We start from the raw sequence: 25,491 nt of genomic DNA on the forward strand, positions 1-25,491 counted from the left end.
TCCTCGTTGCTCGATGCGTCCTTCGCCCGTCTTGCCTTTGGAGTCCCCATCGATCGACCTGCTGCGTCGGCCGGCGCGCTGCCGACGCAGCCCCCCAGCTCGCCGGCCTGCCCGAGAACCTGCGGCGGTTCGGCAAAGAGCGCCGCCCCACCAGAACGGTGTGGAGGAGTATCTCTATGTGGCGAATTAATGAGGCGCGCGGAGCTGGGCCGATAGACCGAGGCCAGCGAGGCGCGGACGAAGGCGCCCTGAGTGCCCATGCCTCGGCATCTCGGAACTGGGCTCTCCAGGAGCCGCATTTTAGTTTAGTGAGGGAGGCCAATCCGTGTGCGCTCCGTGAGCACTCACGCGTCTAAAAATTGGAAATTGGGCGTATCGTGGCGAAAATCGAGTGCACACGACGAGACCCAACTCCTTGAAGCTACAAAATAATGTCTAATTATCAATCGTTTATATTTTCCACGGCCCCCATGATGGACTGGACGGACCGCCATTGCCGGGCGTTCCATCGCACGCTTTCGGCACGCGCGCTGCTTTACACCGAAATGGTAACCGCCCCAGCCGTGCTGAACGGTGATCGCGGGCGGCTGCTGGGGTATTCGCCGGCGGAGCACCCGGTGGCGGTTCAGCTCGGCGGGAGCGATCCCGAGCAGCTCGCGCGGGCCGCGCGGATCTGCGCGGATTTTGGCTATGACGAGATCAATCTCAACGTGGGCTGTCCCTCGGACCGCGTGCAGGGCGGCAATTTCGGTGCTTGCCTCATGCGCGAGCCGCACCTGGTCGCGCGCTGCGTTTCCGCGATCAAGGCGGAGGTTGCCTTGCCGGTCACCGTCAAATGCCGCATCGGCGTGGACGACCAGGATCCGGAGGTCGCCCTGGATGCACTGGCCGATGCCGTGATCGCGGCGGGGGCGGACGCGCTCATCGTCCATGCCCGCAAAGCGTGGCTGCAAGGACTTTCGCCGCGCGAAAATCGCGATATTCCCCCGCTCGACTATGACCGCGTGCGCCGCCTGAAGGCCCGCTTGCCGCAGGTTCCCATCGCCCTGAACGGCGGCCTTGTCACGCTGGAGCAGGCGCAGGCGGAAAGCGCGGGGCTCGACGGAGTAATGGTCGGACGTGCGGCCTATCAAAATCCGGAACTGCTGCTTGCGGTAGATCCGCTGTTTTATGGCGAGAGCTCACCGCACGCCGACGCCTTCGCGGCGGTGGAGGCTTTCGAGCCTTATATCGCCGCCCATCTGGAATCGGGCGGGCGGCTGCACGACATCACCCGGCACATGCTCGGCCTGTTCACCGGCAGGCCCGGCGCCCGCACGTTCCGCCGTCGCCTTTCCACGGAAGGGATCGCGCCCGGCGCAGGGCTGGAGGTGCTGCGCACAGCACTGAACGACGTGCGACGGGCCCCCCGGCGCGCCGCAGCCTGAACGCTGGACAGGATCGGCAATTCGGGCGCAGGTTGCCGCCCGCCCTGCCGGCCCTGAAGGTCGCGCGCCCTCCCTTCGAGACCGACTTGATGCTCTCCTCCGTCCCCTGGAGCGAACTTGCCTATCTGACGCTGGCGCTGCTGGCCGGAGGGGTCGTCACCGGCCTGCTCGCGGGCCTGCTGGGGGTCGGCGGGGGCGCTGTGATCGTTCCCGTGCTTTACGAGGTGTTTCGCATCATCGGCGTGCCGGAGGACGTGCGGATGCAATTGTGCGTCGGCACCTCGCTCGCGATCATCGTGCCCACCTCGCTCCTGTCCTATCGAGCCCACAAGGCCCGTGGCGCGGTCATGCAGGGCGTGCTGAAGATCTGGAGCCTGCCGGCGATTCTCGGCATCATTGCCGGGAGCGCCATCGCGGCCTTCCTCGACGGTTGGATCCTGCAGGCTGCCTTCGTCGTGATCGCCAGCCTGATGGGCCTCAAGGCCCTGCTCGGCCGCGCCGACTGGCATCTCGGCACGCAATTGCCGGGCCGCACCGCGATGTGGGGGTACGGCTTCTTCATCGGCCTTGCCGCCTCACTCATCGGCATCAGCGGCGGCGGCATCTCCAGCATCATTCTCGGGCTCTACGGTGTGCCCATACATGCCGCCGTCGCTACCTCCGCCGGCATCGGCATGCTCATTCCCATTCCGGGCATCATCGGCTACGCGATCGCCGGCTGGCCCCACCTGCCGGAGCTGCCGCCCCTTTCGCTCGGCTATGTGTCGCTGCTGGGCTTCGCCTGCATGGCGCCGGTGAGCGCGGTGACGGCCCCGTTCGGCGCGCGCCTCGCGCATCGGCTGTCGCGCCGAACGCTGGAAATGGGCTTCGGCCTGTTCCTGCTGATCATGGCGCTGCGATTCCTCGTCGCCATCATCCTGGGGTGACGGCGGGCCGACCCGCGAGCCCACCGGGCGGTCGTCACCAGGTGCTACGGAAGCCCGCCGTGATGCTGCGATTGATCTCGCTTCCCGTGTCGGCCACCGTGGTCGTCAGCACCAGCGGGCCGACCAGGTTTTGCTGGGCGCTCACCGAAGGCAGCCAGGAGCGCCGGTCGCTGGCGACGGACGTGCCGAGGCTGAAGCGCGTGCCTGTCTCATGCACGTTCAGGCTGACGGATTTATCGCTGCTCCACCCTTCGCCGCTGGAGGCGGGGGCGACCGTGACGGCGTAGCTGTCGCTGACCTGAGCGCTGATGTGTCCACCCAGATCCCATTCGCGCGAGAAACTCGTGCCCAGCTGGCTTTTGTCCTGAAGCGGGTCAACGCGCACGTCCACCGCGCCCTTTTCCCAGAAGAAGAGGTTCGATACGCCCGGCATCTCGACCTTTGCCCAGGCGACGGCGCCCGAAGTATCCGACGCGTGCCACGGCAGGTCGGAACGCGGCTGGACCGTCGTGATCGGAGCCGGAGCGACCGAGAGATCGACGCCGAACTGCGCCGCGCTCCATCCAATCAGCGCACCGGCGGCGGTCACCGAGGCGGAACCGTCGGCATTGGCCGTGCGCGATACGCGGGTGGCCACTTCCTGCGCCGCGGCGGGGGCACTGCCCACGGCCACGAGGATCAAGGGGACGCATACGGGTGCGATGGCGCGGGGCAAACGGGTTTGCGGCATGTCATCTCCGTCGATGCGGCAGAGCCGGCGCCCAAGGACGCCCCGCTCTCGCCTCAACTTCCAAACCCAGCCCACCCCAATAGGCCAGAGGCAGGTTAAAGGAATCTTCCCGCAGCGCAATATGGGTGGCTTCCCCATGCATGAACCGCATGTCTCGGGCCGGCGGCGCCCGCACGGCCAACTTGCTGCGAAGCGCTGGCGCGGCTATCCCCGCCCGAAGGAGACCAAAAATGACGCCACCCAGCGAACCTAATGCCGACGCCACCCATGCCCTGCTGCTGCGCATCGCCGACGCACTGGAACGTCTCGCGCCCCCCTCATTGCTGAAGCCCGATTTCGAGGCCGCGGACGCCTTCGTCTGGCATACCCAGCCGAACCGTTTCGAACCGGTGAAGCGCGTCAATCGTGTGGACATGGAGTTGCTTCAGGGCATCGACCGGGTGCGCGACCAGCTTGTGGACAATACCGAGCGCTTCGCGCGCGGCCTGCCCGCCAACAACGCCCTGCTCTGGGGCGCGCGCGGCATGGGCAAGAGCTCGCTGGTGAAGGCCTCGCACGCCCATATCAACCGCACCGTTCTCGGCACGGATGCCGGCGGGCGGCGGCTGAAGCTGGTGGAAATCCATCGCGAGGATATCGAAACCCTGCCGGTGCTGATGTCGCTGGTGCGCGGCTCGCATCACCGCTTCATCGTGTTCTGCGACGATCTTTCCTTCGATGGCGATGACACCACCTACAAGTCGCTGAAGGCGGTGCTCGAAGGCGGCATTGAGGGGCGGCCGGACAATGTGATCTTCTACGCCACGTCCAACCGGCGTCACCTGCTGCCGCGCGACATGATGGAGAACGAGCGCTCCACGGCAATCAATCCAGGCGAGGCGGTGGAGGAGAAGGTTTCGCTCTCGGACCGCTTCGGCCTGTGGCTTGGCTTCCACAAATGCAGCCAGGACGAATATCTGGAGATGGTCGCCGCCTATGTGGCGCACCACAATATTCCCATGGAGGAAGACAAGTGGCGGCCGCTGGCGTTGGAATGGGCCACCACGCGCGGCTCACGCTCGGGCCGTACCGCCTGGCAGTTCGTGCAGGATCTGGCCGGCCAGCTCGGCGTGGCCCTGGCGCCCTCCGCCGCCTGAAACCCAGCTCTCCAAAGAAAAAGGCCGGTCCGAAAGGGCCGGCCTTTATTTTTAGAACCGCCGACGGCCTCAGTTGCGGGTGACGATGCAGGTGCCGCCCTGGGCCTGGAGGGCATTGCAGAGGTTGTTCGCCTCGTCGCGAGTCGAGAACGGACCGACCTGGGCGCGATAATAGACGCCCTTGTCGCCGAGATCGGCCCGACGGACCGTCGCCTTATAGCTGCCCAGCAGCTGCGGATAACGGCCCTGAAGCACCTTCCAGGAGCCCATGGCGTCGCTTTCGGACTTCTGTGAGGACACCTGCACCACGTAGGCGCCATTGGCGACCGCCGCCGGTGCAGCCGAGGCGGTGGCCGGCGCAGCCGCCGGTGCCGCGCCGCCGGTGGTGGGCGTGGTGGTCACGGTTTTCGGTGCGGGGGCGCCGCTCGGAATGGGATTTTGTGTGGGGGCGTAGGCTGTGGGCGCGATACCGGCCGTCGGCGGCGCCGATGCCGGGGCGCCATTCGGCACCACGCTTCCGTCAGCCCGCACCGCCAAGGTCTTGACCCGCTTCGGTTCAGTGGATGGCGCACCAGCGGCAGCGGGCGGCGCCCCCGCCCCGGCGGCAGCAGCCGCTGCAGCTGCGGCGGCATTCACATCGACCGGCTGTTCTTCGCGCGGCACGACGCGCTCGGCGCCAGGCGCACCACCCACGCGATCATAGATGAGCTTCTGACCGTCCGAATTCGTCGCCGGGGTTGGTCCCGCGACCTTGGTCGGCGCATTGTCCGCCTTGATGACCGGCGGCGCCTCGCCGCTGGAAGACGATCCGCCGCTGCCCACCATGCGATAGGCGAACAGCCCCGCCGCCGAGGCGAGACCGATGCTGACGACGGAGGCGACCACGATCAGAGCCAGGCGGCCTCTGCGCTGGCGCGGTTCGGTCTCATAGACCTCCTCCGCGTGCGGCGGCATATAGCCTTCCTCGCCGTAGGCGGGGTCGTAATTGTCGTCATATTCGTCATAGCCATCGCCCTGGGCGGCACCGCCATAGGCATAACCGGCCTGCGGATCGTCATCCTCGTCCGGATGGCGGGAAACGGGTGCCGCCGGCTCGCTTGCCCGAGACGGGGCGGCGGGGCGGGGATCATACTCGTCCTGAAGCTGCTGCTGCCGGCCTTCCGCACGGCGCGACAGCGAGCCATAGCCGAGGCGGACCGAAGTGCGGCTTTGCTCGGCCGCGACTTCCTGCTCCAGCGCATCCCAGCTGGCCTGCGTATCTTGAACCCGCGGATCCTGGGCGCGGGAGCGCTGCGTCACGTCCTCGCCCGGCACGCGCGAAAACGGCTCGCTGGCAGCGCTGTCGCGACTGCCCCGGCGGCCCGGCTGCCAATCCTCGAACCGGCGCTCCACCGGCGGGGCAGAAAACTGCGGCGCCGGCGCGGGATCCGGACGAACCGTGCGGGCACGGGGCGCAGGAGCGGGGGGCGGCTGATCCTGCCCCATCTCCCCGAAGTCGGCGAAGGGGTCCTGATCGCCGATCAGGCGCGCCAACTCCGCCAGCGCGTCTTCGTTGCGCGGGCGGCCGGGAGCGGGATTCGCGGCCGCCGACGGCGCCTGACTGGCGTGCTCGTCATCGCGCCGGTAGCGGAAGCTGCTTTCGTCGCCCATGTGGCCTCAATCATGTTTGGTAGGACCGGATTTCCGCACCCCCCAAACCCAACCTTACGGTACACGGGTCGGAACGGACGACGCGGTCACTTCAATTCCTGAACGGCCTCAACCCCTAGTACCAACAGCCCGGAGGCGAGCACCGCAGCCACGCCGTGAACCAGTGCCAGACGTGCTAAGGTCAATTCTCGATCATTCTCCATAATGAAGCGTAAATGTGGCAATTCATTTCCGCGATTCCACTGCCCGTGAAAATCGCTGGCCAAATCGTGCAAATAAAAGGCGATCCGATGGGGTTCGCGCGCGGCGGCGGCCTGTTCAACGAGGCGCGGCCAAGCGGCAAGGCGCGCGAGTAGACCCAATTCTCCCGGATCGTCCAGCCGCTCCAGCGGCGCATGGGCATAAACTTCCGCCGTTTCCGGCAAAGATGCAATCTGTTCTTTGGCTTTGCGCAGGATCGAATGGGCGCGGGCGTGCGCATACTGCACATAGAAGACGGGGTTTTCGCGAGACTGCTCGATCACCTTGGCGAGGTCGAAGTCCAGCGGCGCGTCATTCTTGCGGAACAACATCATGAAGCGCACCGCATCGCGGCCCACCTCGTCCACCACCTCGCGAAGGGTGACGAAGGACCCCGCACGCTTCGACATGCGCACCGGCTCGCCATTGCGATAAAGCCGCACCAGCTGGCACAATTCCACGTCCAGGCTCGCCTGATTGCCGGTCACCGCTTTCACGGCGGCCTGCATGCGCTTGACGTAGCCGCCGTGGTCGGCGCCCCACACGTCGATCATGCGGTTGAAGCCGCGGTCGAACTTGTCCTTGTGATAGGCGATGTCGCCGGCGAAATACGTATAGCTGCCGTCTGACTTCACCAGCGGGCGGTCCACATCGTCGCCGAAGGCGGTGGAGCGGAAGAGGCTCTGCTCGCGATCCTCCCAATCCTCGATCGGCGCCCCCTTGGGTGGCGGCAAGCGCCCCTGATACACCTCGCCCGAGCGGCGCAGCTGCTCGATCATCAGGCCGACACGGTCAACACCCACGGTCAGCGAGCGCTCCGAGAAGAACACATCGAATTCGATGCCGAGCGCGGCCAGATCCTCGCGGATCATCACCATCATGGCGCCGATGGCGAAGCTGCGGAACATCGGGAGCCATTCGCTCTCGGGCGCCTCCACGAAAGCGCCGCCGTGCATCTCGGCCAGTTCCCGTCCCACCGGCACGAGATAGTCGCCGGGATAGAGGCCGTCGGGGATCTCCGCCGGTTCGCCGGTAGCCGCCTCGCGATAGCGCAGGAACACGGAGCGGGCGAGCACATCCACCTGCGCGCCAGCGTCGTTGATGTAATATTCCCGCGTCACCTTATACCCGGCAAAGCCAAGCAGACTGGCAAGGGCATCGCCGAACACCGCGCCCCGGCAATGGCCCACATGCATGGGCCCGGTGGGGTTCGCGGAGACATATTCCACGTTCACTGGCACGTTGCCGCCCATCGTGGAACGGCCGAAGTTCGGACCCGCGCGCAGGATGGCGGCGAGGACGACCGGCCAGAATGCCGCGTCCAGAGTCATATTGATGAAGCCGGGCCCGGCCACGTCCACCTTGGCCACGCGCGGCACATGCGCAAGCTGGGCGGCGATGCGTTCGGCGAGGTCGCGCGGCTTCATGCCGGCGTCCTTTGCCAGCACCATGGCGGCGTTGGTGGCGAGATCGCCATGGGTCGGGTCGCGCGGCGGCTCCACCACGATGCGGCCGAGATCGAGACCCTCGGGCGTGCGGCCTTCCCCCAACTGACCCTGGCGGGCAAGCTCGGCGACGGCTTCTCGCACGTGATCGGCGAAGATCGCGTAGACGTTCATGGGGCATTCCAATGTGGTGAGAGCACGGGGCGCCTAACGCAAATCCGGCGTCAAGTCAAAGTAGCGGGCGTGCTGGTCCAGGGCGTAACGGTCGGTCATGCCGGCGATATAGTCGGCGACGCGGCGGATCAGGCGGGGGGTGTCGGAGGGGTCGATGTCGCGCCGCCAGTCGGCCGGCATGTCATCGGGGGCGCTGAGGAAATGGGCGAACAGGTCGCGCACCACCTGCGCGGCGTCGTCCATGATGCGGTTGACGCGTTCGTGGTGGTACATGCGCGGGAATAAAAATCCCTTGATCGCCACCTCGGCCGCCTGCACCTCTGCGGAAAAGCCCACCAGCGGCAGGCCGAGCGCCCGGACATCCTCGACACTGGCGACGCCCGCCGCCACGGCCCGCCGGTCGGTCTCGCACACCACATCCTCGATGAAGCGGGTGATGATCCGGCGCATCATCTCATAGGCGGTGCGATTGCGATCGAGCCCCGGCCAGAGCGCGCGGACCTCCGCGAGGGCATCGCCCACCAGCGGCAGGGCGGCAAGATCCTCCAGCGCGAACAGGCCGGCGCGCAAACCGTCGTCGATATCGTGGACGTCATAGGCGATGTCGTCGGCGAGCGCGGCCGCCTGTGCCTCCGGGCCGGCATGGCTCCACAATTCCAGATCCTGTGCGGCGGAATGAACGTTCACCGCATGGGGCACGCCGGCCGCATAGCGGCCGATTCCCCTGCCCTGCCGGTCGGTCATCGGACCATTGTGCTTGACGATGCCTTCCAACGTCTCCCACGTAAGATTGAGGCCGTCGAAGGCCGCATATCGCCGTTCCAGGCGCGTGACCATGCGCAGGGACTGGGCGTTGTGATCGAACCCGCCGTGGGCGTGCAGGCAGGTGTCCAGCGCCCGCTCTCCGGCATGGGCGAAAGGGGGATGGCCGAGATCGTGGGCCAGGCCCAGCACCTCCGCGAGATCCTCGTCGAGCCCCAATGCCCGGGCGATCGAGCGGGCCACCTGAACCACTTCCAGCGTGTGGGTGAGGCGGGTGCGGAAATGATCGCCTTCATGAAACACGAAGACCTGGGTCTTGTGCTTCAGCCGGCGGAAGGCTGTGGAATGGATGACGCGGTCGCAATCGCGGCGGAACACATTGCGGCTGCCCTCCGGCTCGGGATGCAGCCGGCCGCGGGAACGCAGGGGGTCAGAGGCGTAGGATACGCGCGGGGTCGATCCCAAAACCGCCATTACCACCCCTATGCCCTTTAATTTAAGCGCGGCCGCACTTAACTATCATGTCGAACACTGATCAACCGTCGAAGGCCGCCATGTCCAGCGCCGTGACACCGCAGACCGCTTCTTCTTCCCTCCCCGCCCCAGGCCCCTTTGTCGTAACCGACAGCGCGGCCCGCCGGGTTGCGCAAATCCTTGCCTCCGAAGCGCCGGAAAGCGCATTGCGGGTCAGCGTGGAAGGTGGCGGCTGCTCCGGCTTCCAGTACCGCTTCGATGTCACGCAGACTCGCGACAGCGAGGACCTTGTGATCGAGCGCGAGGGCGCCACAATCCTGGTGGACAAGGTTTCGCTCGACTATCTCGTGGGCTCGCGCCTGGATTTCGTCGACGATCTGATCGGCGCGTCGTTCAAGATCGACAATCCGCAGGCCACCTCTTCCTGCGGCTGCGGCACCAGCTTTTCGCTCTGACCCCGACGCGCGTCTGAGCAGGCGCGCTTATGCCTCGTTCACGGCAGCTGCCGGAGGGCGCGCGTTCCGGCGGCGCAGCCAATTGGTGACACGCACCTCCAGCACCCTCTGGCTCGCCCAGGCGAGCGCGAGGCTCGGCGGCAGCGCGCATACGAAGAACATGGGCATGGACCAGTTCCCCGCCAGCGTCACCAGGCCGGATTTGTAAAGGCCAAGCTTCACGAAGGCCATGGCGATGGGATGCCACAGATAGAAGCTGTAGCTGATGGTGCCCATCCACAGCATGGCCGGCGTCCGCAGGATGCGGCCGAGCACGCCGGCCCCCGACGACATGCCGATGAACAGGATATAGGCGAGCAGCAGCGAGAGCGGCATCAGCACGCTGCGCCAGTCGGCGAACGTGAGGAAGGCCAGCAGCGTCAGCTTCTTCGTCGCGGCGATCTCGATCACCGTGTGCCAGACCGCCAGGAAGGCCACCAGCGCCACCAGGGAAAAGCGCATCCCGATCCAGCGGGCGATGGGGGGCACCGCGTTCAGCGCCACGAGCACGCCGGGAATGAACATCAGCGCCGGCGTATGGATCCACAGCAGCGGCGCCGCAGCCGCGATCGGCAGCGCATAGCCCCAGCGGCCCATGAGCGCACACAGCGCAAAGCCCGAGGCGCAAACGAGATAGAAGCCGAATTCGTAGCTCAGCGACCATGCAGCCGGATGAATGAGCGGCACCGGGACCACCGGCGGCATGGCCAGGAGGTTTGCGGGCAGCGCGGCGATCAGGTCCATGGGCGGCACGCCCTCCGGGCGTCCGCTGGCGATGTTCATGGCCAGGAAGATCACCACCGTGACCCACAGCACCGGGAAGATCCGGGTCGCGCGGTTCCACAGGAAGGCGGCGGCGCTGCGCGAGCGATGCAGCGAGCCGATGATGACGATGCCGCTGATGCCGAAGAACAATTCGACCGAGTGGGAGAGGCTCATCAGGGCGAAATGCAGCGGGCCCGAGGTGACCACCTGCGGCGCCGGGAGCGCCGAATTGATGACGTGGTAGAAGAAGATCATGGCGCAGAACAAGCCGCGCGCACCCTGGATATTGGTATTGAGCGCGTGGCCCGACAGCGGCCCGCCCGATCGCTCCGGCGCGGAGGAAACCTGTGCCGTCTTCCCGTCCACGCCCGCCCCGCTGTCTCACCGCCCGGCGATTCTGTCCGTGCGCCCCGGCAAGCTCCTAGCATCAAACACGCCACCGCAGCAGCGGCGCCGCGAAAAATCCGCCGCGCCGTTTAGTCCGGGCTTTTCAGGTGCAGCGGCCAGTCGCCGTTCTGGCAGGCGAACATGCGTTCGGTGCGGGCGATGATCAGCAGGTCCGGCTTGAAATTATAGATGTCCGCATAATCGAAATCGCAGGCGCCGAACGTGGTGCGGCTGAAATGCATCCACCCGGCTTCAGACACAGGGGTATAGCCGAACAGAGCGGGCCAGATGTCCACCGTGTAGGAATCGCCGACCACGAGCACCCGCGGGCCTTCCTTGCGATAACGGATGACATAGCCGTTGAAACCGCGCGCCTCATGCTGGAGGCGCAGGGCCGGGTCCGGCTCCTTCTTGATGCCGGGCGGCAGCCGCAGCTCGTAGTTCAAGTCCGGCAACGGGGGCGTGAGGCGCAAGGTGCGCGCGAGATCGCCCACCGGCATGGGCTGCAGCGGCCCGACCACCTTGTTCACGTCAAGCTGCCAGTCCGGATGCCCGGCGGCGGCAACGGTGGCGTTGAAGGCCAGGACGGCGCTCAGGCTGTTCCAATGGGTGTCATTGGGCAGATAGCGGCGCGAGTCGGGCGAGGCCTTGAGCACCTGACGCAGGTCCACCGCCGTGATCCCGGCTTTGGCAAGCCCTTGGAGCATAAGGGTGTATTCGGTCGTTTTCTTGGGCAGGCGATCCTGCCATGCGGGCAGATTATCCGTGTCCACGGATTGCGCATTGGGCGGCAGCGCCACCACCATCTTCACGCCATGGGGCGCGAGATGAGAGTGCAGGCTCACCATCAGTTCCACGAAGCGATCCACCGCGCCGGTGCGCACCAATTGCCCCGCCGATTGCTCGGGCGCGCGCTGGCCGGACCAGAACATCTGCCCGTTGCGCCCGAAATAGACATTCTTGGTGTCGGGCGAATTGACCGCGTTGCGCAGCTCGCGGCGGGCGATCGGCATGGTGGCGCGGAAGCCGAAATTGTCCTGGAGATAGAGGCCGGCAGCCTGAAGCTGCCCGTGCATGCGGCCGAACCAGCCGGCATCGGGCTTGGCGCCGCCGCGCCAGATGCGGCGCCCGAGAGGGTCCGGCACCACATTGCTCAGCAGGAGGGCCACAAGGATACCCATGACCAGGATGCCCATGTAGCGGCGATACGAGACGAGCAAGCCAAAGCCTCACATTCACGGATCAGGGGGCCGGCGCCGAAGCCGCGCAGCGCGGTCTCCGAAGCCTCAATTCACATGGGCCATCATCGGCACGAAGATCAACAATCCTCTGGTTTCTGAATGCAAACAGTGTTTCCCACTGTGTAAACCGCCTCATTCGGGCGGCGCCGGCAGGTTATCCGGCCATTTATTCTTCAGGCACGGAAACAGCCGCTCGGTGCGCGCGATGATGAGGACGTCGGGATTGAAATCCCGGATATCGGCGAAATCGAAATCGCAGGCGCCGGAGGAGAACCGGCTGAAGTGCATCCAGCCCACCTCGGCCACCGGAGTAAAGCCGAACAGGCCGGGCCATTGGGTGGCGGTGTAGGAATCGCCCACCACCAGCACGCGCGGCCCGCTGTCACGGAAGCGGATCGCATAGGGGGTGAACTGGCGCGATTCCGTCTTCAGCCGCAGCGCCGGATGGGGCTGCTTGACCCAGGCCGGATCGAAATTGAGGCGCTGGTTCTCATCGGCCAGGGGCGTCTTGATCCGCAGCAGGCGCGCAAGATCGCCTTGCGGGATCGGCTCCATCGGCCCCACTGCCTTGTTCAGATCCACCTGCCAGTCGGGATGCCCCGCCGCCGCCATGGTGGCATTGAACGCGATGGCCGCGCTCAGATGGGTCCAATGGGTGTCGTTGGGCAGGTAATGGCGCACGCCCGGGGCGGCTTTCAGCACCGCGCGCAGGTCCACGGCGGTAATGCCGTCCTTCTGAAGGTCCGCCAACATGAGCGAATATTCGGTCGGGCGCGGACGCACATATTTGTACCAGGTGGGCAGATCGTTCACGTCCACCGTCTGGGCGTTGGGCGGAATGGCCACCACGATCTTGGTGTGCGGCAGGCGGTCCTGCATCGCCTTCATGAGCGCGACGAACCGCTCCACGGCATGCACGCGGTACAACTGCCCCGCCGTCTGTTCCGGCGCACGCTCGCCTGACCAGAACATCTGCCCGTTGGGTCCGATGTAGAGGGTCGTGGTGTCCGGCGACCACACTGAATCCCGCAGGGTCCGGCGGACCACCGGCATGGAGGCGCGGAAGCCGAAATTATCCTGAAGATAGAAGCCGAAGCTGCGCAGATTGCCGTGGAAGCGCTCGAAGAAACCGGCCCCTTCCCGCGGCAGGCCGCGCCAGGTGTGGAAGCCCAGCGGATCGGGAATGAGATTGGACGTCAGCAGCAGCGTCAGGATGCCCATCACCAGGGCACCCATGTAGCGGCGATAGGAGACCAGCAGCGCCATGCCTCAGAACCGATAATAGAGGAACGGCGTGCCCATTCCGCCGCCGATCCACACCACGCTGAAGAGCATCAGAAGCGCGATCATCACATAATCGCCCACTGCGAGCAGGGGTTTCATAGCGGGCGACCAGCGGATGCGCGGCCACTTCCACAGGCCGATAATGCCGCCCACCACCAAAGCGGCGATGGACAGCGGATAAAGCCCGAAGCCGAACGCCACGCTGTATCCGCCCACGCCATTGAAGCCGAACAGGCCCTGGAACATGGCGATGGCGCCCTCAAAGGTCTCCGCGCGGAACCAGACCCAGCCCAGGAACACCGCCAGCAGCGTGTAGATATGGGCGAACGCCGCCGGCATGCGCTTGAGCACCTTACCGAGCCCGGCGCGCTCGATCACCAGGAAGGCGCCATGATGGGCGCCCCAGATCACGAAGTTCCAGCTTGCCCCATGCCAGAGGCCGCAGAGCAGGAACACCGCCCAGAGATTGGCATAAGTGCGCCCGACGCCGCGCCGATTGCCGCCGAGCGTGATGTAAACGTAATCGCGCAGCCAGGAGGACAGGCTCATGTGCCAGCGGCGCCAGAAGTCGGTAATGCTCAGCGCCGCGTAGGGGATGCGGAAGTTGCGCGGCAGGGTGAAGCCCACCATCACGCCGAGGCCCACCGCCATGGCGGAATAGCCGCCGAAATCGAAATAGATCTGGATCGCGTAGGCATAGACGCCGGTCCACGCCTCCAGGAGCGTCGGGTTGGACGTGCCGTCGAACACGGCATCCACCATGCGCGCCACCTCGTCGGCGATCAGCACCTTCCAAGCGAGGCCGAGCGCGAACAGCCGCGCGCCGGCTGAAAAGCGGCCCCAGGTGGTGCGCCGATCCGACAATTGGTGCGCAACCAGCGAATACCGCACGATCGGACCCGCGACCAACTGCGGGAACATGGTCATGTAGAGAACGAATTCCCACGGGTTGCGATTGGCGCGCACGCGACCCTTGTAGATATCCGCGATGTAGGAAATGGCGTGGAATGAATAAAACGAGATGCCGAGAGGTAGGGAAATATTCGGATTGACGATATAGATGCCAAGCGGATGCAGAAGGAAATCAAGGTTCTCGATCAAAAAGCCGGTATACTTGAAAAACCCGAGCATCAGGACGTTGAAAATCACGCCAAGAATGAGGAGCCGCTTACGGCGCTCGCCCTCGTTGCGATCAACCGCCAAGGCGACATAATAATTCACCGTGATTGAAAACAGCAGAATCAAAAGGTGCGGTGTATAGCCGACCGAATAGAAGATGAGCGAAAAGACGACGAAAATGAAATTCTTCGTCTTGATCTGCTTCGCCGAAAAATACAGCAGCAGAAAGAGCGGAAGAAAATAGAATAGAAACTGAATGGATGCGAAGGTCATACGATCGGGGCCGGCGGGTCACGAGAAGAGGTCCGAAATGGCATCCTTTCGCGCGTCAGGCAAGCCTCAATCCTGGTTTGCGCGACGGCAGCTCTGCACTATCCTGCCTATTCTCTCGGGAGTGTGACCGATGCGTATCGCCACCTGGAACGTCAATTCCATCCGCCAGCGTCTCGACCATGCGGTGCGCTGGCTCAGCGAGGCGCAGCCGGACGTCGTGTGCCTTCAGGAGATCAAGTGCCAGACCGAGGCCTTCCCGCGCGAGCCGTTCGAGGCGCTCGGCTATAACGTCTCCGTGCATGGGCAGAAGACCTTCAATGGCGTGGCCATGCTCTCCAAGCTGCCGCTCGAGGACGTGACCCACGGGCTCGCGGGCAATGACGAGGATGTGCAGGCCCGCTTCATCGAAGCCGTGGTCTCCACCAAAGGCGGTGCCGTGCGCGTGTGCTGCATTTATCTGCCAAACGGCAACCCGGTCGGCACGGAGAAATATCCCTACAAGCTCAACTTCATGGAGCGCCTGCACGCGTTTGCCGCCGACCGGCTCGCCCTGGAGGAGCCGCTGCTGCTGTGCGGCGATTTCAATGTGATTCCAAGCGAGGCCGATGCGGCGGACCCCGCCGCCTGGGTCAATGACGCCCTGTTCCTGCCGCCGACGCGCGAGGCGTTTCGCGCGCTCATCCACCTCGGGCTGGTGGATGCGGTACGGGCCACCTCGGATTCCGCCAAGCTCTACAGCTTCTGGGATTATCAGGCCGGCGCCTTCCAGCGCGACCTCGGCATCCGCATCGATCATCTGCTTCTGTCGCCCCAGGCGGCCGACAAGTTGCTCGCCGCGGGCATCGACAAGCATGTGCGGGCCTGGGAAAAGCCGTCCGATCACGTGCCGGTGTGGGTGGATCTCAAGATCGCGGCCTGAGCGCGCCGCAGGCTCGGGGCCGGGAGCCGAGACGAAATCGCCCTGCCCTGCCCTTCCAACCGACGCGCCGCCTCAGCGCTGCGCGGTCTTCAGCCATTGCTCGAGATATTGCAGCGCCTGCTGGCGCTCCTCGGGTGTCGCCTCGGCGAAGGCGTCCTCGTAGAGTTCGACCACCCATTTGTCCTGCGGGGCGGCGGCGCCGTCGCGGGCGAGGGTCAGCCACATCAGGCCGCGAGCGCCCTGCCGGCTGATGCCCTCATCGCCCCGGAACAGCATGTTGCCGAGCAGGGCCTGGGCTTCATATTGCCCCTTCTGGGACGACAGGATGAGCCAGCGGGCGGCTTGGCGCGGATCGCGCGGCGCGCCGACACCGTCCAGATACATCTTGCCGAGCCGATACTGGGCTTCCGAATCCCCGAAATAGGATGCGGCATAGGAATACATGTCGCGGGCGCGCCCCGGGTCCCGGCGCACCGAGGAATTGGGAATGCCCTGGAGATAATAGCTGCCGAGCGCCACGAAAGCGCTCGCCACGAACCGGGCCTGAGCGGTGCCGGGATAATCCTCGGCATGGCTGTTGGCGACCCGGCTGAAATATTCGAACGCCTTGATGTCGTCGCGCTTCACGCCGTCGCCATCGGCATACATGCGGCCGAGCTTCCATTGGGCGGCGGGGTGCCCCTGGTCAGCAGCATAGCGCAGCGCATCCACGCCCTTGGCCGTCTGGCCGAGCCTCAGCGCCTGCGCCCCGGAGCGGAACGCCTCGTCCACCGGCCGCACGCCGGGGGTGCCGGGCACATCGGCCGGCGGGGTCAATTGCTCGGGCACGGTGTGATCGGACTGGGCATTGCCGTCGAACGCGAGCGCGGGGCTCGCCAGCACGCCGCACAGCAGCAGCGCGGCCGCAAACGTTTCCCGATAGGGCCGTTTCGCGGGCCGGGACATGCAACCGCCGCGCCCCATGTGGGACGCGCGACGCTTCAGCAGGGAGCGGCTCTTGCTAACCATGATTGAGGAAAGGTGCCATGACGTGGGGGCGAGATCGGGGCCGAGCCAAGGCCAAGCCGAGGATTCTCCTGGGCGCCCCTGCGCTTCTGCCGCAATCGATAGACCGCAGACGGCCTTATGCCCTGTCATCCGGGATCACCCTCGACGTGGCAGCCGGGAAGACTTTCCAAGCAACTGAACGCGCCACGTGCAGGCGTTCGATTACACGCCGTTTTGTGGCGGCTTCACGGCGCAATGGGCCGCGTGCGCGGTTGGCGGTTTGAATGCTTCCGAGTGTTGCTTGGCTGTCACAGTGCCGGCCCGGGCGCGCCGGGCCGGAGCCGGGCTCAGGCGGTGCGCGACAATTGCGCGATGGCGGAGAGCACTTTCTCCTTCCGCGCGAGATATTCCTCACGCTTCTCGCGCTCGGCCTCAACCACCTCCTCGGGCGCCCGCGCGACGAACGAGGCGTTCGAGAGCTTGCCGTCGATCCGCGCCACTTCCTGGTCGAGCTTGCCTTCTTCCTTGCGCAGACGCGTCAGTTCTTCGGCGAGATCGACGATGCCGGCGAGCGGCAAGGCCGCCACTTCCCCGCGCACCACCATCTGCACGGACTCGCCCGGCATGACATCGGCGAGCGTGATGTCGGAGAGGCGCGCCAGACGGCGAATGGCATCATCCCACACCTTGGCGCGCAATTGGGTGGCGGCGGAAGCTTCAACCAGCACCAGCGGCACCTGTGCGCCCGCGGGCACGTTCATCTCCGCGCGCACGGAGCGGACCTCGGTGATGAGATCCACCGCCCAGCCCACTTCGGCCTCCGCATCGGGCGCTTCCAGGCCGGAGAGGTCGGGCCAGGGGGCGAGGGCGAGAAGCCCTTCGCGCGCTGGTCCCTGCTCGCCCGTGCGCGCCCACAATTCCTCGGTGAGGAACGGCATGAAGGGATGCAGCAGCTTCAGCGCCACATCGAGCACGAAGGCGGTGGTGGCCCGCGTCTCGCTCTTGCCCGCCCCATCGGGGCCGGCGAGGACGGGCTTGGCCAGTTCCAGGTGCCAGTCGCAGAACACGTTCCAGATGAAGCGATAGACCGCGCCGGCAGCATCGTTGAAGCGATAGGCGGCAAGCGCCGCCTCAAGCTCGGCCGTGGCACGGGCGGCCTCGCCGATGATCCAGCGGTTGAGCGTGCCGTCCACCTTCGCGGGATCGAACCCTTCCACCCGCTCGCAGCCGTTCATCTGGGCGAAGCGCACCGCGTTCCACAGCTTGGTCGCGAAATTGCGGTAGCCCTCGACGCGCGAGGTGGCGAGCTTGATGTCGCGCCCCTGGGCGGCCATGGCGGCGAGCGTGAAGCGCAGGGCATCGGCGCCGTACTGGTCGATAAGATCCAGCGGGTCGATGACGTTGCCCTTGGACTTCGACATCTTCGCGCCCTTCTCGTCACGGACGAGGGCGTGGATATAGATGTCCTTGAACGGCACGTCGGGCATGAAGTGCAGGCCCATCATCATCATCCGGGCGACCCAGAAGAAGATGATGTCGAAGCCCGTCACCAGGACCGAGGTCGGGTAGAACTTGGCGAGCTCCGGCGTCTCGTCCGGCCAGCCCATGGTGGAGAAGGGCCAGAGCGCGGAGGAGAACCAGGTGTCCAGCACGTCTTCGTCGCGGGTGAGGAAGGCGGCGCGCTTCTCCGCGTCGTCGATCAGCGCCTGCGCTTCCTCGCCGGTGAGGTTTTCGGCGGCCACGTTCTTGGCCAGCGCGGCCTCAAACGCCCGGTCTTCGTCCAGTTCCACGAACACATTGCCGAACGGGTCGTACCAGGCCGGAATCTGGTGGCCCCACCAGAGTTGGCGCGAGACGCACCAGGGCTGGATGTTCTCCAGCCATTCAAAATAGGTCTTTTCCCAATTCTTCGGCACGAAGCCGGTGCGCCCTTCCCGCACGGCGGCGAGCGCCGGCTGGGCCAGCGTCTTGGCGTCCACATACCATTGGTCGGTGAGCCAGGGCTCGATCACCACGCCCGAGCGGTCGCCGTGCGGCACCACGTGCGGATGCGGCTCCACCTTTTCCAGCAACTCCAGATTGGTCAGCAGCTCGACGATCTGCTTGCGCGCGACGAAGCGGTCGGTGCCGTTCAGCAGGGTGAGCACGCCGCCGAAATCGGGATCGTCCACATAGGCCTCGCGGCGGGCGGCGAAATCATCCTGGATGCCCGACACGTCGATGCGCGCCTCGGCGTCCAGGATGTTGATCATCGGCAGATGATGCCGGCGGCCCACCTCGAAATCGTTGAAATCGTGCGCCGGGGTGATCTTCACCGCGCCCGAGCCCTTCTCGGGATCGGAATACTCATCTGCCACGATGGGAATGCGCCGGCCGACCAGCGGCAGGATGACGAACTTGCCGACGAGGTCGGCATAGCGCTCGTCCTCGGGATGCACCGCGACCGCCGTGTCGCCCAGCATGGTCTCGGGGCGCGTGGTGGCGACCACGATGAAGCGGCCGTCCTCGCCCTCCACCGGATAGCGCAGGTGCCAGAGGTTGCCCTTGGTCTCGATCGGCTGGACCTCCAGGTCCGAAATCGCCGTGACGAGCTTGGGGTCCCAATTGACGAGGCGCTTGTCCTTGTAGATCAAGCCCGCGCGGTGCAGTTCCACGAACACCTTCAGCACGGCGCGGGAGAGCCCCTCGTCCATGGTGAAGCGCTCGCGCGACCAGTCGCAGGAGGCGCCGAGGCGCTTCAGCTGGTTGACGATGGTGCCGCCGGATTCTTCCTTCCAGGCCCACACGCGCTCGATGAAGGCGGCGCGGCCCATCTCGCGGCGACCCGGCTCCTGGCGCTGGGCCAGCTGGCGCTCCACCACCATCTGGGTGGCGATGCCCGCATGGTCGGTGCCCGGCTGCCAGAGCACGTCCTTGCCGCGCATGCGCTCATAGCGCGCCAGCACGTCCTGCAGCGTGTTGTTGAGCGCGTGGCCCATGTGCAGCGAGCCGGTGACGTTCGGCGGCGGAATGACGATGGAAAAGCCGGGCGCGTCCTTGCGCTCGGGTCGCCCGCACCGGAACGCCTGCGCCTCTTCCCAAGCGGCCGAGATGCGCGTTTCCACGGCGGCGGGGTCGAACACTTTTTCCAGCATGCGCAAAGCTCCACGGGCGCGCCGCGCCCGGCATCGTGATCTTGAGACGTGCGCCTTAAAGCCGTACGGCGGCCCCGCCGTCAACGGGGCCGCCGCACAAGGGGCAATTCCGGGGTACGCGAGAGGTCAGCGCGCGGTGCGCGACACACGCTCGATTTCCGCGCGCACGAGGCGCTCGACGATGTCGGGAAGGTTGGCATCCAGCCATTCCTTCAGCATCGGCCGCAGGATCTCCTTCACCAGATCCTCCACCGTGCGCTCGTGGGTGGGCAGCACCATGTCGCCAAGAGATTCGAAAGCCGCCGCCACCGCCGCATCGACAGCGGGAGAAAGCAGATCCTTGCGGCGCGGGGCGTCGCCGAACGGGCGCGCCGCTCCATCCGCCGCACGCGCGGCGGTCGGGCGGGTCACGCCGTCGGCACGCGCCGGCGCGGGCTGTGCCGGCTGGGAGACGGGCGCCCGCGGGGCGACACCGGAAGCGGGATAATCAGCCATGTCCTCATCCTCGCGATACGGCATGGAGGCCGCGCCACCGGTCTCATCCCAACCGCTGGCCGGATCATCGTAGCGGTCGAGGCCGAGCGATACTGGCTCGGCAAAGGGATCGCGGTCCAAGGAATCACGCGCGGCGCTCTCGTGCGCCGCGACGGTTTCCCGAGGCGGCTGCGGGCGCGCAGCCATGGGCCGGGCGTTCTCGGCGCCATAGGCATCCTGCCGGGAATTTTCGGCGCGCGCGTCCTGCCGATAAGCGTCTGCCCGGGTGGGTTCGTGACGCGCAGGCTCCTGACGGGACATATCCTGGCGCGCGGCGTCGGGCCGGGAGGCCTCCGGGCGACCTGCCGACTCGCCGCGACGGGGCGGCTCCGGCCGGGCGGTCGGGGCGAAACGCGTGTCGTCGCCAAGCCCGCGGCGGGGCGGAACATCCTTCGCGGGCGTCGCGGCCTCGCGCCGGGCGGGCGTATCATCGTCGGAGATGATCCGGCGGATGGAGGCCAGGATCTCATCCATGGAGGGCTCTTGCGGCTTCGGGTTTGCGGACATGTCTCGACCTCGGCCGAAGACGTCCTTCAAACCGCGCGCAACGCTACGATTGATCAGGGACGCCAGAATCGCACCTATCTTTCAACATGGCATCACGACGCGCGCCGGCGATCAAGTGCGCCGGCGCATCCGGCTCATTTTCCGTCGGGCGTGCGCAGCCCGAACCAGCTGTCGCGAACCTGCTGATAGTGCACCTTCGGGTCGTAGACCGGAACCTTGAGGCCCAGCGAGAGCGCATCCAGCTTGCCGATCACCGAGACCAGCGAATAGGCAGCGACCACCCGGTCGCGCTGCGCCTGAACCAGGGCCGACTTGGAATTGGTGAGGTCGGTCTGCGCGTTCAGCACGTCGGTGGTGGTGCGCTGGCCGACGCGCCATTCCTCGCGGACGCCTTCGAGGGCGAGCGTATTGGCGGCCACCTGCGATTGCGCCGCTTCGATCTGCGCCTTGGCGGCTTCGAGCGCGCCCCAATATTGCACGCCCTGGGTGCGCACCGCGTCGCGGTTCACATCCACCTCAATGCGGGCCTGGGAGAGATATTCCTTGGCCTGCCGGATGGCGGAATATTCCGCGCCACCCTGGTAGATCGGAACCGACAGGTTGAGCGTCACCGCCGCGCCGAAGTTCGAATCCACGGCCTGGCTCTGGTCGTAGGATTGCAGCACCTGGCCCTGCACGTTCAGGTTCGGCGCGAGGCCGCCTTCCGCCATGCGGACCTTGAAGTTCGCGGCATCCACCGCGAATTGCGAGGCGAGGATCGCCGGGTTCTGCGTCAGTCCCGCGCCGATGACGCCGTCGAGTTTGGCCGGCAGGCGGCGCTCCACGGCGGTGGAGGGCGGCACCAGCTTGCCCGGCTCCACGCCGATCACCTGATGGTAGACCGCGCGATAGGAGGAGAGGTTCGCGATCGCCTGCGCCACCTGATATTGGGCGCTGGCGACGCGGGCTTCGGCCTGGGCCACGTCCGTGCGGGTCACCTCACCCACGTTGAAGCGGTCGCGGGTCGCGCGCAGTTCCTGGTTGAGGGCCGCCAGGTTCTGCTGCTGCAGTTCCAGGAGCGCGATGCCCTGGATCACGTCCATGAACGCAGTCACGCCGTTCAGAAGCACGCTCTGCTCGGTGTTGCGCAGCAGCTCGCGCTGGCCCCTCACCTGCGATTCGGCGTTACGCGTCGTGTTGGCGGTGAGAAATCCGTTGAAGATGGTCTGCGTGACCGTCAGGTTGGCGGATCGCGGAACGAGCGAACCCGTGGTGCTCACACCCGCCGCCTTGGAGCGCGCATATTCGCTGCCCGCGCTCACGCCGGCCGTAATGTTCGGCCGATAGCCGGACAGGGCCTGCGGCACGTTTTCGTCGATCGCCCGTGTACCGGCGCGTTGCGAATTCAGGGTCGGGTTGTTGATGTAGGCGGCAGCCAACGCGGCTTCGAGAGTCTGGGCGGACGCAGTGGCAGACCAAGCCGTCGCACTAAGGGCGGTGGCAGCGGCCAGCACAAGGATGCGTCGGCGAACATGTGTCGCAAGCGACATGAATATCTCCCCGACCGACGCGAGGCCGCACGACAAAGAGTGCGGCGCCTGACGCGCGGAACTTAAGCTGACCTTAACTGCCTGTCCGGTCGGAGGGAACCGACCGGTTCGATCCGTCGGCGCTTTTCCGAACCACCGCGGCAGATGCGCCACAGGTGGGTCAGAAAGTGAAGCGCGGCGGGGCTTCGAAGCCGGCCAGCGGCGGCACGGCGGCGTTGAACACCACCCGCTCGCTCATGGCACCGTTCACCTTGGTGAACACCGCCGCACGGCCGGCGCCGCCACGGCCAACCACGGTGACGAGCCGGCCACCTTCCTTGAGCTGGGCGAACAGTGCCTCGGGCACGATTTCGACCGATCCGTTGATGAAGATCACGTCATAAGGCGCCTCGGGCGCCCAGCCGGCGGTCAGCGGGCCCTGGAAGGCGGCGACATTGGCCACCGAGAGGTCGGCGAGAATCGCGGTCGATTCGGCGATCAGCTCCGCATCGTCGTCGAGCGCGACCACCTGCCCGGCCAGCCGCCCGAGAATCGCCGCCGAATATCCGGTACCGACTGCGATATCGAGCACCAGATCGTCCGGCTGGATGTCAGCCAGCTGAAGCAGCTTGGCCAGAACCATCGGCTCCACCAGATACCGCGCGGGCGAACCGGGGCGGGACGGGCGGATGACCAGATCGTCGTCGATATAGGCAAGCGACTTCAGATCCGAGGGCACGAAGCGCTCACGCGGAATCTCCAGCATCGCGCTGACGATCCGCGGATCGGTCACATCATTGGCGCGCACCTGGCCGTCCACCATTCCGCGACGCAATTCGGCGAAATCGATCATCTATGGCCCTCCGACCGCTGCCGTGACGGTTTAACCCTTTCCTGCAAGAGCCACAGACCTGCCACTTTTGCAAGTCGCCGGGACGCAGGCTTCGCGGCTTCCGTCCCGGCATTTCGCGGTGTTTTCAGCGCCTCACTTGGCTGCCGTATCGGCAATGCCGGCGACGGTGATCTGACGGAAGATCACATGATCGCCCACCTTGATCTTCTTGAACTCGTCCTTGCCCTCGGGAATCTGAACCGCGACCGAATTGCCGCCCGGGCCCTTCACGGTGACCGTGCGGGTGTCGAGCGAGACCGCGGTGACGGTGGCGGCGATCTCGCGGCGATCGGTGACGATCACGCCGGGACGCGCGCCGGCCGGGGCGCTGTCCAGCGTCTTCACGTCGGTGGGGATCGGCGTGCCGTCGTTGGGATGTACGACCTGGATCTCGGTCGCCTGCTCCATCCCGGCGGTCACGGTGTCGCCCACCTTGATCTGCGGGAAGTTCTGCATCTCCTCGCCGGCCTTCACCGTGACCCAGTTCCCTTCAGGGCCCTCAAGGGTGATCACGCGGGTCTTGGCATCCACGGCGGACACCTTGACGGAGATCGTCGTCTTCACCACGAAGGCGACGGTGAGAATCGGATCGGCAGCTAGGGCGAGCGTCGGCAGCAGAGCGAGCGCGCCGACGGTGAGGAGTTTGCGCATATTCATGGGCTTATTCTCCCAAAAGCGTCCGCCTTCCTGCGAGGCGGAACACAGCTGGCTTGCCGTATGGGGAGCCGGTGCGCAAGCGCCAAGCTTGAGCTTTCTCGTCGCGCCCTCAGCCCTTTCCCGCAGGCGGTGCCGGGCCGCCCGGACGGGTGCAATGCAACGCTGCCCACAGGGCCCCCTTGCCCGACGGGGCCGACTGCTTTAGTTAGCGCCGCTACGAGGCCACGTGGCGGAGTGGTTACGCAGCGGACTGCAAATCCGTGCACCCCGGTTCGATTCCGGGCGTGGCCTCCAGCATACTCGGGGTTTTCTCGCCCTGCTGATTGTCACCGGTGACACCATTTGTCCCCGGATTGTCACCACTATTTGTCACCGCTCGGCCGGCCATCGACACCAACGGATTGACCATCACGTCGAGGTCGTTGGACACGAGGTGGGTGTACCGGCGCGTGGTGGTTAGTGAGCGATGCCCCATCCATTTCTGAATGCGCCAGAAGTCCTGACCCTGAGCCGCGAACCACGTCGCCCTGGTGTGTCGGAAGGTGTGGATGGTTGCGTCGTCGCCGATATCCAGGGTGTTGCGCACCCGGTACCAAACCTTGCGCAGCCGGGCGCCCTTGATCTCCTGGAACGGCCCCGCCATCCTCCCTGCCAGCAGCATGCGACGCTTGAGCGCCGTCTGGGTGGTCGGGAAGAGCGGGATGGTTCGGTCCGAGTCGTTCTTGGTGATGTCGCCGAAGAACGTGACGCGGGATAGGTCCTCGGAGAAATCCTCCCAGCGGACTTTCAGCGACTCACCCAGGCGACAACCGGTGTCCACAAGAAACTGGAACAGGTCCGCCTCAGGGTCGTAGCCCCAGGACCTAGCCGTCTCGACGATGGCAGTCACCTCTTCCACCGTGAATGATCGGGTCCGCCCCGCCCCCTCCTTCTGCCAGGGTATTTCCGGCATCTCAGGCAGGCGCTTAGCACTATATGCCACACGGGCAAGCTTGGACACGGCAGAGAGGTGGCGGTTGATCGTCGAGTTTGAGCATTTCCCCCGACGCAGCATAGAGACGAAGCCGCCCAGGTTCTCGACGGTGAAACCAGATGAGGGCTGGAGGTTGGAGCCCACATAGTTGACGAACCGAGCAGCGTTGCGCTCCTGGTCAACCCGAGATGCGAGGTTAGCCCAATGGACGCGGCTGACGTGCCCCAGAAGGCCCCGCATGGTTCCCAAGCCGCCCGCCGCCACGTCCGGTGCGTACGTCTTGCGCTCCACGGGCTTGCCAAGCTTGAGGTTCGCCTTTGTTTGATGCTCCCACGCCTCAGCCTCCAGGCGGGAGTTAAAGACCTCACGGTAGCGAACGCCGCCAACCATGAAGTCGGCCATGAACTTGGAGCCCTTCTCGCGTACCGTCATTTACCCGCCTTCTTGATTGTGTCGATCATGTCGTGGATGAGACGCCGACCAAGCGGCGACAGGCGCAAGGGCTTGTCCCGGTCGTTATCTCCGGACTCCTTCAACACCAGCTTCAACCCGTCGCCCGCGCCTCGTGCGCCGCGATCCGTCAGCAGATAGATGATGCGGTTGAGCGTCGTTTTGACGTAGCCGTACCGCCGAATGAGGTCCGCCTGTAGGATCGGCTCAACGTCGGCGATTTGCAGCAGCACCCTTGCGGTGCGCACAGTCATGTCTGGGTGAATTTCGTTGAGCCGCTCTAGGATGTCGGAGAGGACTGCGAGGTATGCCTTGTCGTCCTCTCCTAACCCCTGCTTTGTCCCTGTCATTTTTTGTCCGCCTCTTCGTTGTGTTCAGTTTGCCGTACCACACACAAAGGCGG

20 protein-coding genes, 1 tRNA gene and 1 pseudogene are annotated in these 25,491 nt (G+C 65.7%); 6 read left to right on the plus strand and 16 right to left on the minus strand.

What is annotated here, in order from left to right:
* The first annotated feature begins 470 nt into the window (after window positions 1–470).
* On the plus strand, window positions 471–1,427 hold the full coding sequence (gene dusA / locus V5F68_RS10355; protein WP_509274690.1) for a tRNA dihydrouridine(20/20a) synthase DusA: 957 nt from the start codon (window positions 471–473) through the stop codon (window positions 1,425–1,427).
* An 89-nt stretch (window positions 1,428–1,516) separates the two neighbouring features.
* Window positions 1,517–2,353: a sulfite exporter TauE/SafE family protein gene (locus tag V5F68_RS10360; RefSeq protein ID WP_394012459.1), complete on the plus strand. Its 837-nt coding sequence runs from the start codon at window positions 1,517–1,519 to the stop codon at window positions 2,351–2,353.
* 34 nt (window positions 2,354–2,387) lie between these two features.
* On the opposite strand, the gene V5F68_RS10365 is transcribed toward V5F68_RS10360, so the two are convergent.
* Complete coding sequence (locus tag V5F68_RS10365) at window positions 2,388–3,083, minus strand: hypothetical protein (protein WP_394012460.1); 696 nt, start codon at window positions 3,081–3,083, stop codon at window positions 2,388–2,390.
* Window positions 3,084–3,313: 230 nt separating this feature from the next.
* Here V5F68_RS10365 and V5F68_RS10370 point away from each other — a divergent pair, with 230 nt between their 5' ends.
* On the plus strand, window positions 3,314–4,219 hold the full coding sequence (locus tag V5F68_RS10370) for an ATP-binding protein (RefSeq protein WP_394012461.1): 906 nt from the start codon (window positions 3,314–3,316) through the stop codon (window positions 4,217–4,219).
* Between the two features lie 69 nt (window positions 4,220–4,288).
* Here the strand turns inward: V5F68_RS10370 and V5F68_RS10375 are convergent, their stop codons facing one another.
* The 3 genes from V5F68_RS10375 to V5F68_RS10385 all read right to left on the minus strand — a co-directional run bounded on the left by V5F68_RS10375 (window position 4,289) and on the right by V5F68_RS10385 (window position 8,964).
* Window positions 4,289–5,869, minus strand: coding sequence for an SPOR domain-containing protein (locus V5F68_RS10375; RefSeq protein ID WP_394012462.1), 1,581 nt, complete (start codon window positions 5,867–5,869; stop codon window positions 4,289–4,291).
* Window positions 5,870–5,955: 86 nt separating this feature from the next.
* A complete protein-coding gene (gene argS / locus V5F68_RS10380) occupies window positions 5,956–7,728 on the minus strand; it encodes an arginine--tRNA ligase (RefSeq protein WP_394012463.1) in 1,773 nt (590 codons plus the stop codon).
* 33 nt (window positions 7,729–7,761) lie between these two features.
* Complete coding sequence (locus tag V5F68_RS10385; protein ID WP_394012464.1) at window positions 7,762–8,964, minus strand: deoxyguanosinetriphosphate triphosphohydrolase; 1,203 nt, start codon at window positions 8,962–8,964, stop codon at window positions 7,762–7,764.
* A gap of 80 nt (window positions 8,965–9,044) precedes the next feature.
* Between V5F68_RS10385 and erpA the strand changes: the two genes are divergently transcribed.
* Entirely contained in the window at window positions 9,045–9,419 is a 375-nt protein-coding gene (gene erpA, locus V5F68_RS10390; RefSeq protein ID WP_394012465.1) for an iron-sulfur cluster insertion protein ErpA, read from the plus strand.
* A gap of 27 nt (window positions 9,420–9,446) precedes the next feature.
* Here erpA and V5F68_RS10395 read toward each other — a convergent pair whose 3' ends face one another.
* The 4 genes from V5F68_RS10395 to V5F68_RS10410 form a co-directional block, all read right to left on the minus strand.
* On the minus strand, window positions 9,447–10,589 hold the full coding sequence (locus V5F68_RS10395; protein ID WP_394012466.1) for an acyltransferase family protein: 1,143 nt from the start codon (window positions 10,587–10,589) through the stop codon (window positions 9,447–9,449).
* A gap of 110 nt (window positions 10,590–10,699) precedes the next feature.
* Window positions 10,700–11,830 carry an alginate O-acetyltransferase AlgX-related protein gene (locus tag V5F68_RS10400; protein ID WP_394012467.1) on the minus strand — a complete coding sequence of 377 codons (1,131 nt, stop codon included), beginning with the start codon at window positions 11,828–11,830 and terminating at the stop codon, window positions 10,700–10,702.
* 153 nt (window positions 11,831–11,983) lie between these two features.
* Complete coding sequence (locus V5F68_RS10405; RefSeq protein ID WP_394012469.1) at window positions 11,984–13,117, minus strand: alginate O-acetyltransferase AlgX-related protein; 1,134 nt, start codon at window positions 13,115–13,117, stop codon at window positions 11,984–11,986.
* Window positions 13,118–13,120: 3 nt separating this feature from the next.
* Window positions 13,121–14,527, minus strand: coding sequence for an MBOAT family O-acyltransferase (locus V5F68_RS10410; protein WP_394012470.1), 1,407 nt, complete (start codon window positions 14,525–14,527; stop codon window positions 13,121–13,123).
* A gap of 130 nt (window positions 14,528–14,657) precedes the next feature.
* On the opposite strand from V5F68_RS10410, the gene xth reads away from it, so the two are divergent.
* On the plus strand, window positions 14,658–15,446 hold the full coding sequence (xth, locus tag V5F68_RS10415; RefSeq protein ID WP_394012471.1) for an exodeoxyribonuclease III: 789 nt from the start codon (window positions 14,658–14,660) through the stop codon (window positions 15,444–15,446).
* Window positions 15,447–15,518: 72 nt separating this feature from the next.
* Here xth and V5F68_RS10420 read toward each other — a convergent pair whose 3' ends face one another.
* The 6 genes from V5F68_RS10420 to V5F68_RS10445 form a co-directional block, all read right to left on the minus strand.
* A complete protein-coding gene (locus tag V5F68_RS10420) occupies window positions 15,519–16,391 on the minus strand; it encodes a tetratricopeptide repeat protein (RefSeq protein ID WP_394012473.1) in 873 nt (290 codons plus the stop codon).
* 389 nt (window positions 16,392–16,780) lie between these two features.
* A complete protein-coding gene (locus tag V5F68_RS10425) occupies window positions 16,781–19,567 on the minus strand; it encodes a valine--tRNA ligase (RefSeq protein ID WP_394012474.1) in 2,787 nt (928 codons plus the stop codon).
* Between the two features lie 126 nt (window positions 19,568–19,693).
* On the minus strand, window positions 19,694–20,575 hold the full coding sequence (locus V5F68_RS10430) for a DUF2497 domain-containing protein (protein ID WP_394012475.1): 882 nt from the start codon (window positions 20,573–20,575) through the stop codon (window positions 19,694–19,696).
* Window positions 20,576–20,742: 167 nt separating this feature from the next.
* Entirely contained in the window at window positions 20,743–22,137 is a 1,395-nt protein-coding gene (locus tag V5F68_RS10435; RefSeq protein WP_394012476.1) for a TolC family outer membrane protein, read from the minus strand.
* 160 nt (window positions 22,138–22,297) lie between these two features.
* A complete protein-coding gene (locus tag V5F68_RS10440; protein ID WP_394012477.1) occupies window positions 22,298–22,969 on the minus strand; it encodes a protein-L-isoaspartate O-methyltransferase family protein in 672 nt (223 codons plus the stop codon).
* Between the two features lie 132 nt (window positions 22,970–23,101).
* Window positions 23,102–23,665 carry a hypothetical protein gene (locus tag V5F68_RS10445; RefSeq protein ID WP_394012478.1) on the minus strand — a complete coding sequence of 188 codons (564 nt, stop codon included), beginning with the start codon at window positions 23,663–23,665 and terminating at the stop codon, window positions 23,102–23,104.
* Between the two features lie 220 nt (window positions 23,666–23,885).
* Between V5F68_RS10445 and V5F68_RS10450 the strand changes: the two genes are divergently transcribed.
* A tRNA-Cys gene (locus V5F68_RS10450) sits at window positions 23,886–23,959 on the plus strand.
* Between the two features lie 196 nt (window positions 23,960–24,155).
* Here the strand turns inward: V5F68_RS10450 and V5F68_RS10455 are convergent.
* Window positions 24,156–25,070: pseudogene (locus V5F68_RS10455) on the minus strand (tyrosine-type recombinase/integrase); the annotation flags it as partial.
* On the minus strand, window positions 25,067–25,438 hold the full coding sequence (locus V5F68_RS10460; protein ID WP_394012479.1) for a MarR family transcriptional regulator: 372 nt from the start codon (window positions 25,436–25,438) through the stop codon (window positions 25,067–25,069). The gene V5F68_RS10460 and the pseudogene V5F68_RS10455, both read right to left, overlap by 4 nt.
* Between the last annotated feature and the right edge of the window lie 53 nt (window positions 25,439–25,491).

This window comes from Roseixanthobacter pseudopolyaromaticivorans, assembly GCF_043195145.2.
Taxonomy (GTDB): Bacteria; Pseudomonadota; Alphaproteobacteria; order Rhizobiales; family Xanthobacteraceae; genus NCEH01.

Bases quoted from the DNA above. Each gene is read 5' to 3' on its own strand.
- dusA (WP_509274690.1), top strand. From the start codon at position 471: ATGATGGACTGGACGGACCGCCATTGCCGGGCGTTCCATCGCACGCTT.
- V5F68_RS10360 (WP_394012459.1), top strand. From the start codon at position 1,517: ATGCTCTCCTCCGTCCCCTGGAGCGAACTTGCCTATCTGACGCTGGCG.
- V5F68_RS10365 (WP_394012460.1), bottom strand. From the start codon at position 3,083: ATGCCGCAAACCCGTTTGCCCCGCGCCATCGCACCCGTATGCGTCCCC.
- V5F68_RS10370 (WP_394012461.1), top strand. From the start codon at position 3,314: ATGACGCCACCCAGCGAACCTAATGCCGACGCCACCCATGCCCTGCTG.
- V5F68_RS10375 (WP_394012462.1), bottom strand. From the start codon at position 5,869: ATGGGCGACGAAAGCAGCTTCCGCTACCGGCGCGATGACGAGCACGCC.
- argS (WP_394012463.1), bottom strand. From the start codon at position 7,728: ATGAACGTCTACGCGATCTTCGCCGATCACGTGCGAGAAGCCGTCGCC.
- V5F68_RS10385 (WP_394012464.1), bottom strand. From the start codon at position 8,964: ATGGCGGTTTTGGGATCGACCCCGCGCGTATCCTACGCCTCTGACCCC.
- erpA (WP_394012465.1), top strand. From the start codon at position 9,045: ATGTCCAGCGCCGTGACACCGCAGACCGCTTCTTCTTCCCTCCCCGCC.
- V5F68_RS10405 (WP_394012469.1), bottom strand. From the start codon at position 13,117: ATGGCGCTGCTGGTCTCCTATCGCCGCTACATGGGTGCCCTGGTGATG.
- V5F68_RS10410 (WP_394012470.1), bottom strand. From the start codon at position 14,527: ATGACCTTCGCATCCATTCAGTTTCTATTCTATTTTCTTCCGCTCTTT.
- xth (WP_394012471.1), top strand. From the start codon at position 14,658: ATGCGTATCGCCACCTGGAACGTCAATTCCATCCGCCAGCGTCTCGAC.
- V5F68_RS10420 (WP_394012473.1), bottom strand. From the start codon at position 16,391: ATGTCCCGGCCCGCGAAACGGCCCTATCGGGAAACGTTTGCGGCCGCG.
- V5F68_RS10425 (WP_394012474.1), bottom strand. From the start codon at position 19,567: ATGCTGGAAAAAGTGTTCGACCCCGCCGCCGTGGAAACGCGCATCTCG.
- V5F68_RS10430 (WP_394012475.1), bottom strand. From the start codon at position 20,575: ATGGATGAGATCCTGGCCTCCATCCGCCGGATCATCTCCGACGATGAT.
- V5F68_RS10435 (WP_394012476.1), bottom strand. From the start codon at position 22,137: ATGTCGCTTGCGACACATGTTCGCCGACGCATCCTTGTGCTGGCCGCT.
- V5F68_RS10440 (WP_394012477.1), bottom strand. From the start codon at position 22,969: ATGATCGATTTCGCCGAATTGCGTCGCGGAATGGTGGACGGCCAGGTG.
- V5F68_RS10445 (WP_394012478.1), bottom strand. From the start codon at position 23,665: ATGAATATGCGCAAACTCCTCACCGTCGGCGCGCTCGCTCTGCTGCCG.
- V5F68_RS10460 (WP_394012479.1), bottom strand. From the start codon at position 25,438: ATGACAGGGACAAAGCAGGGGTTAGGAGAGGACGACAAGGCATACCTC.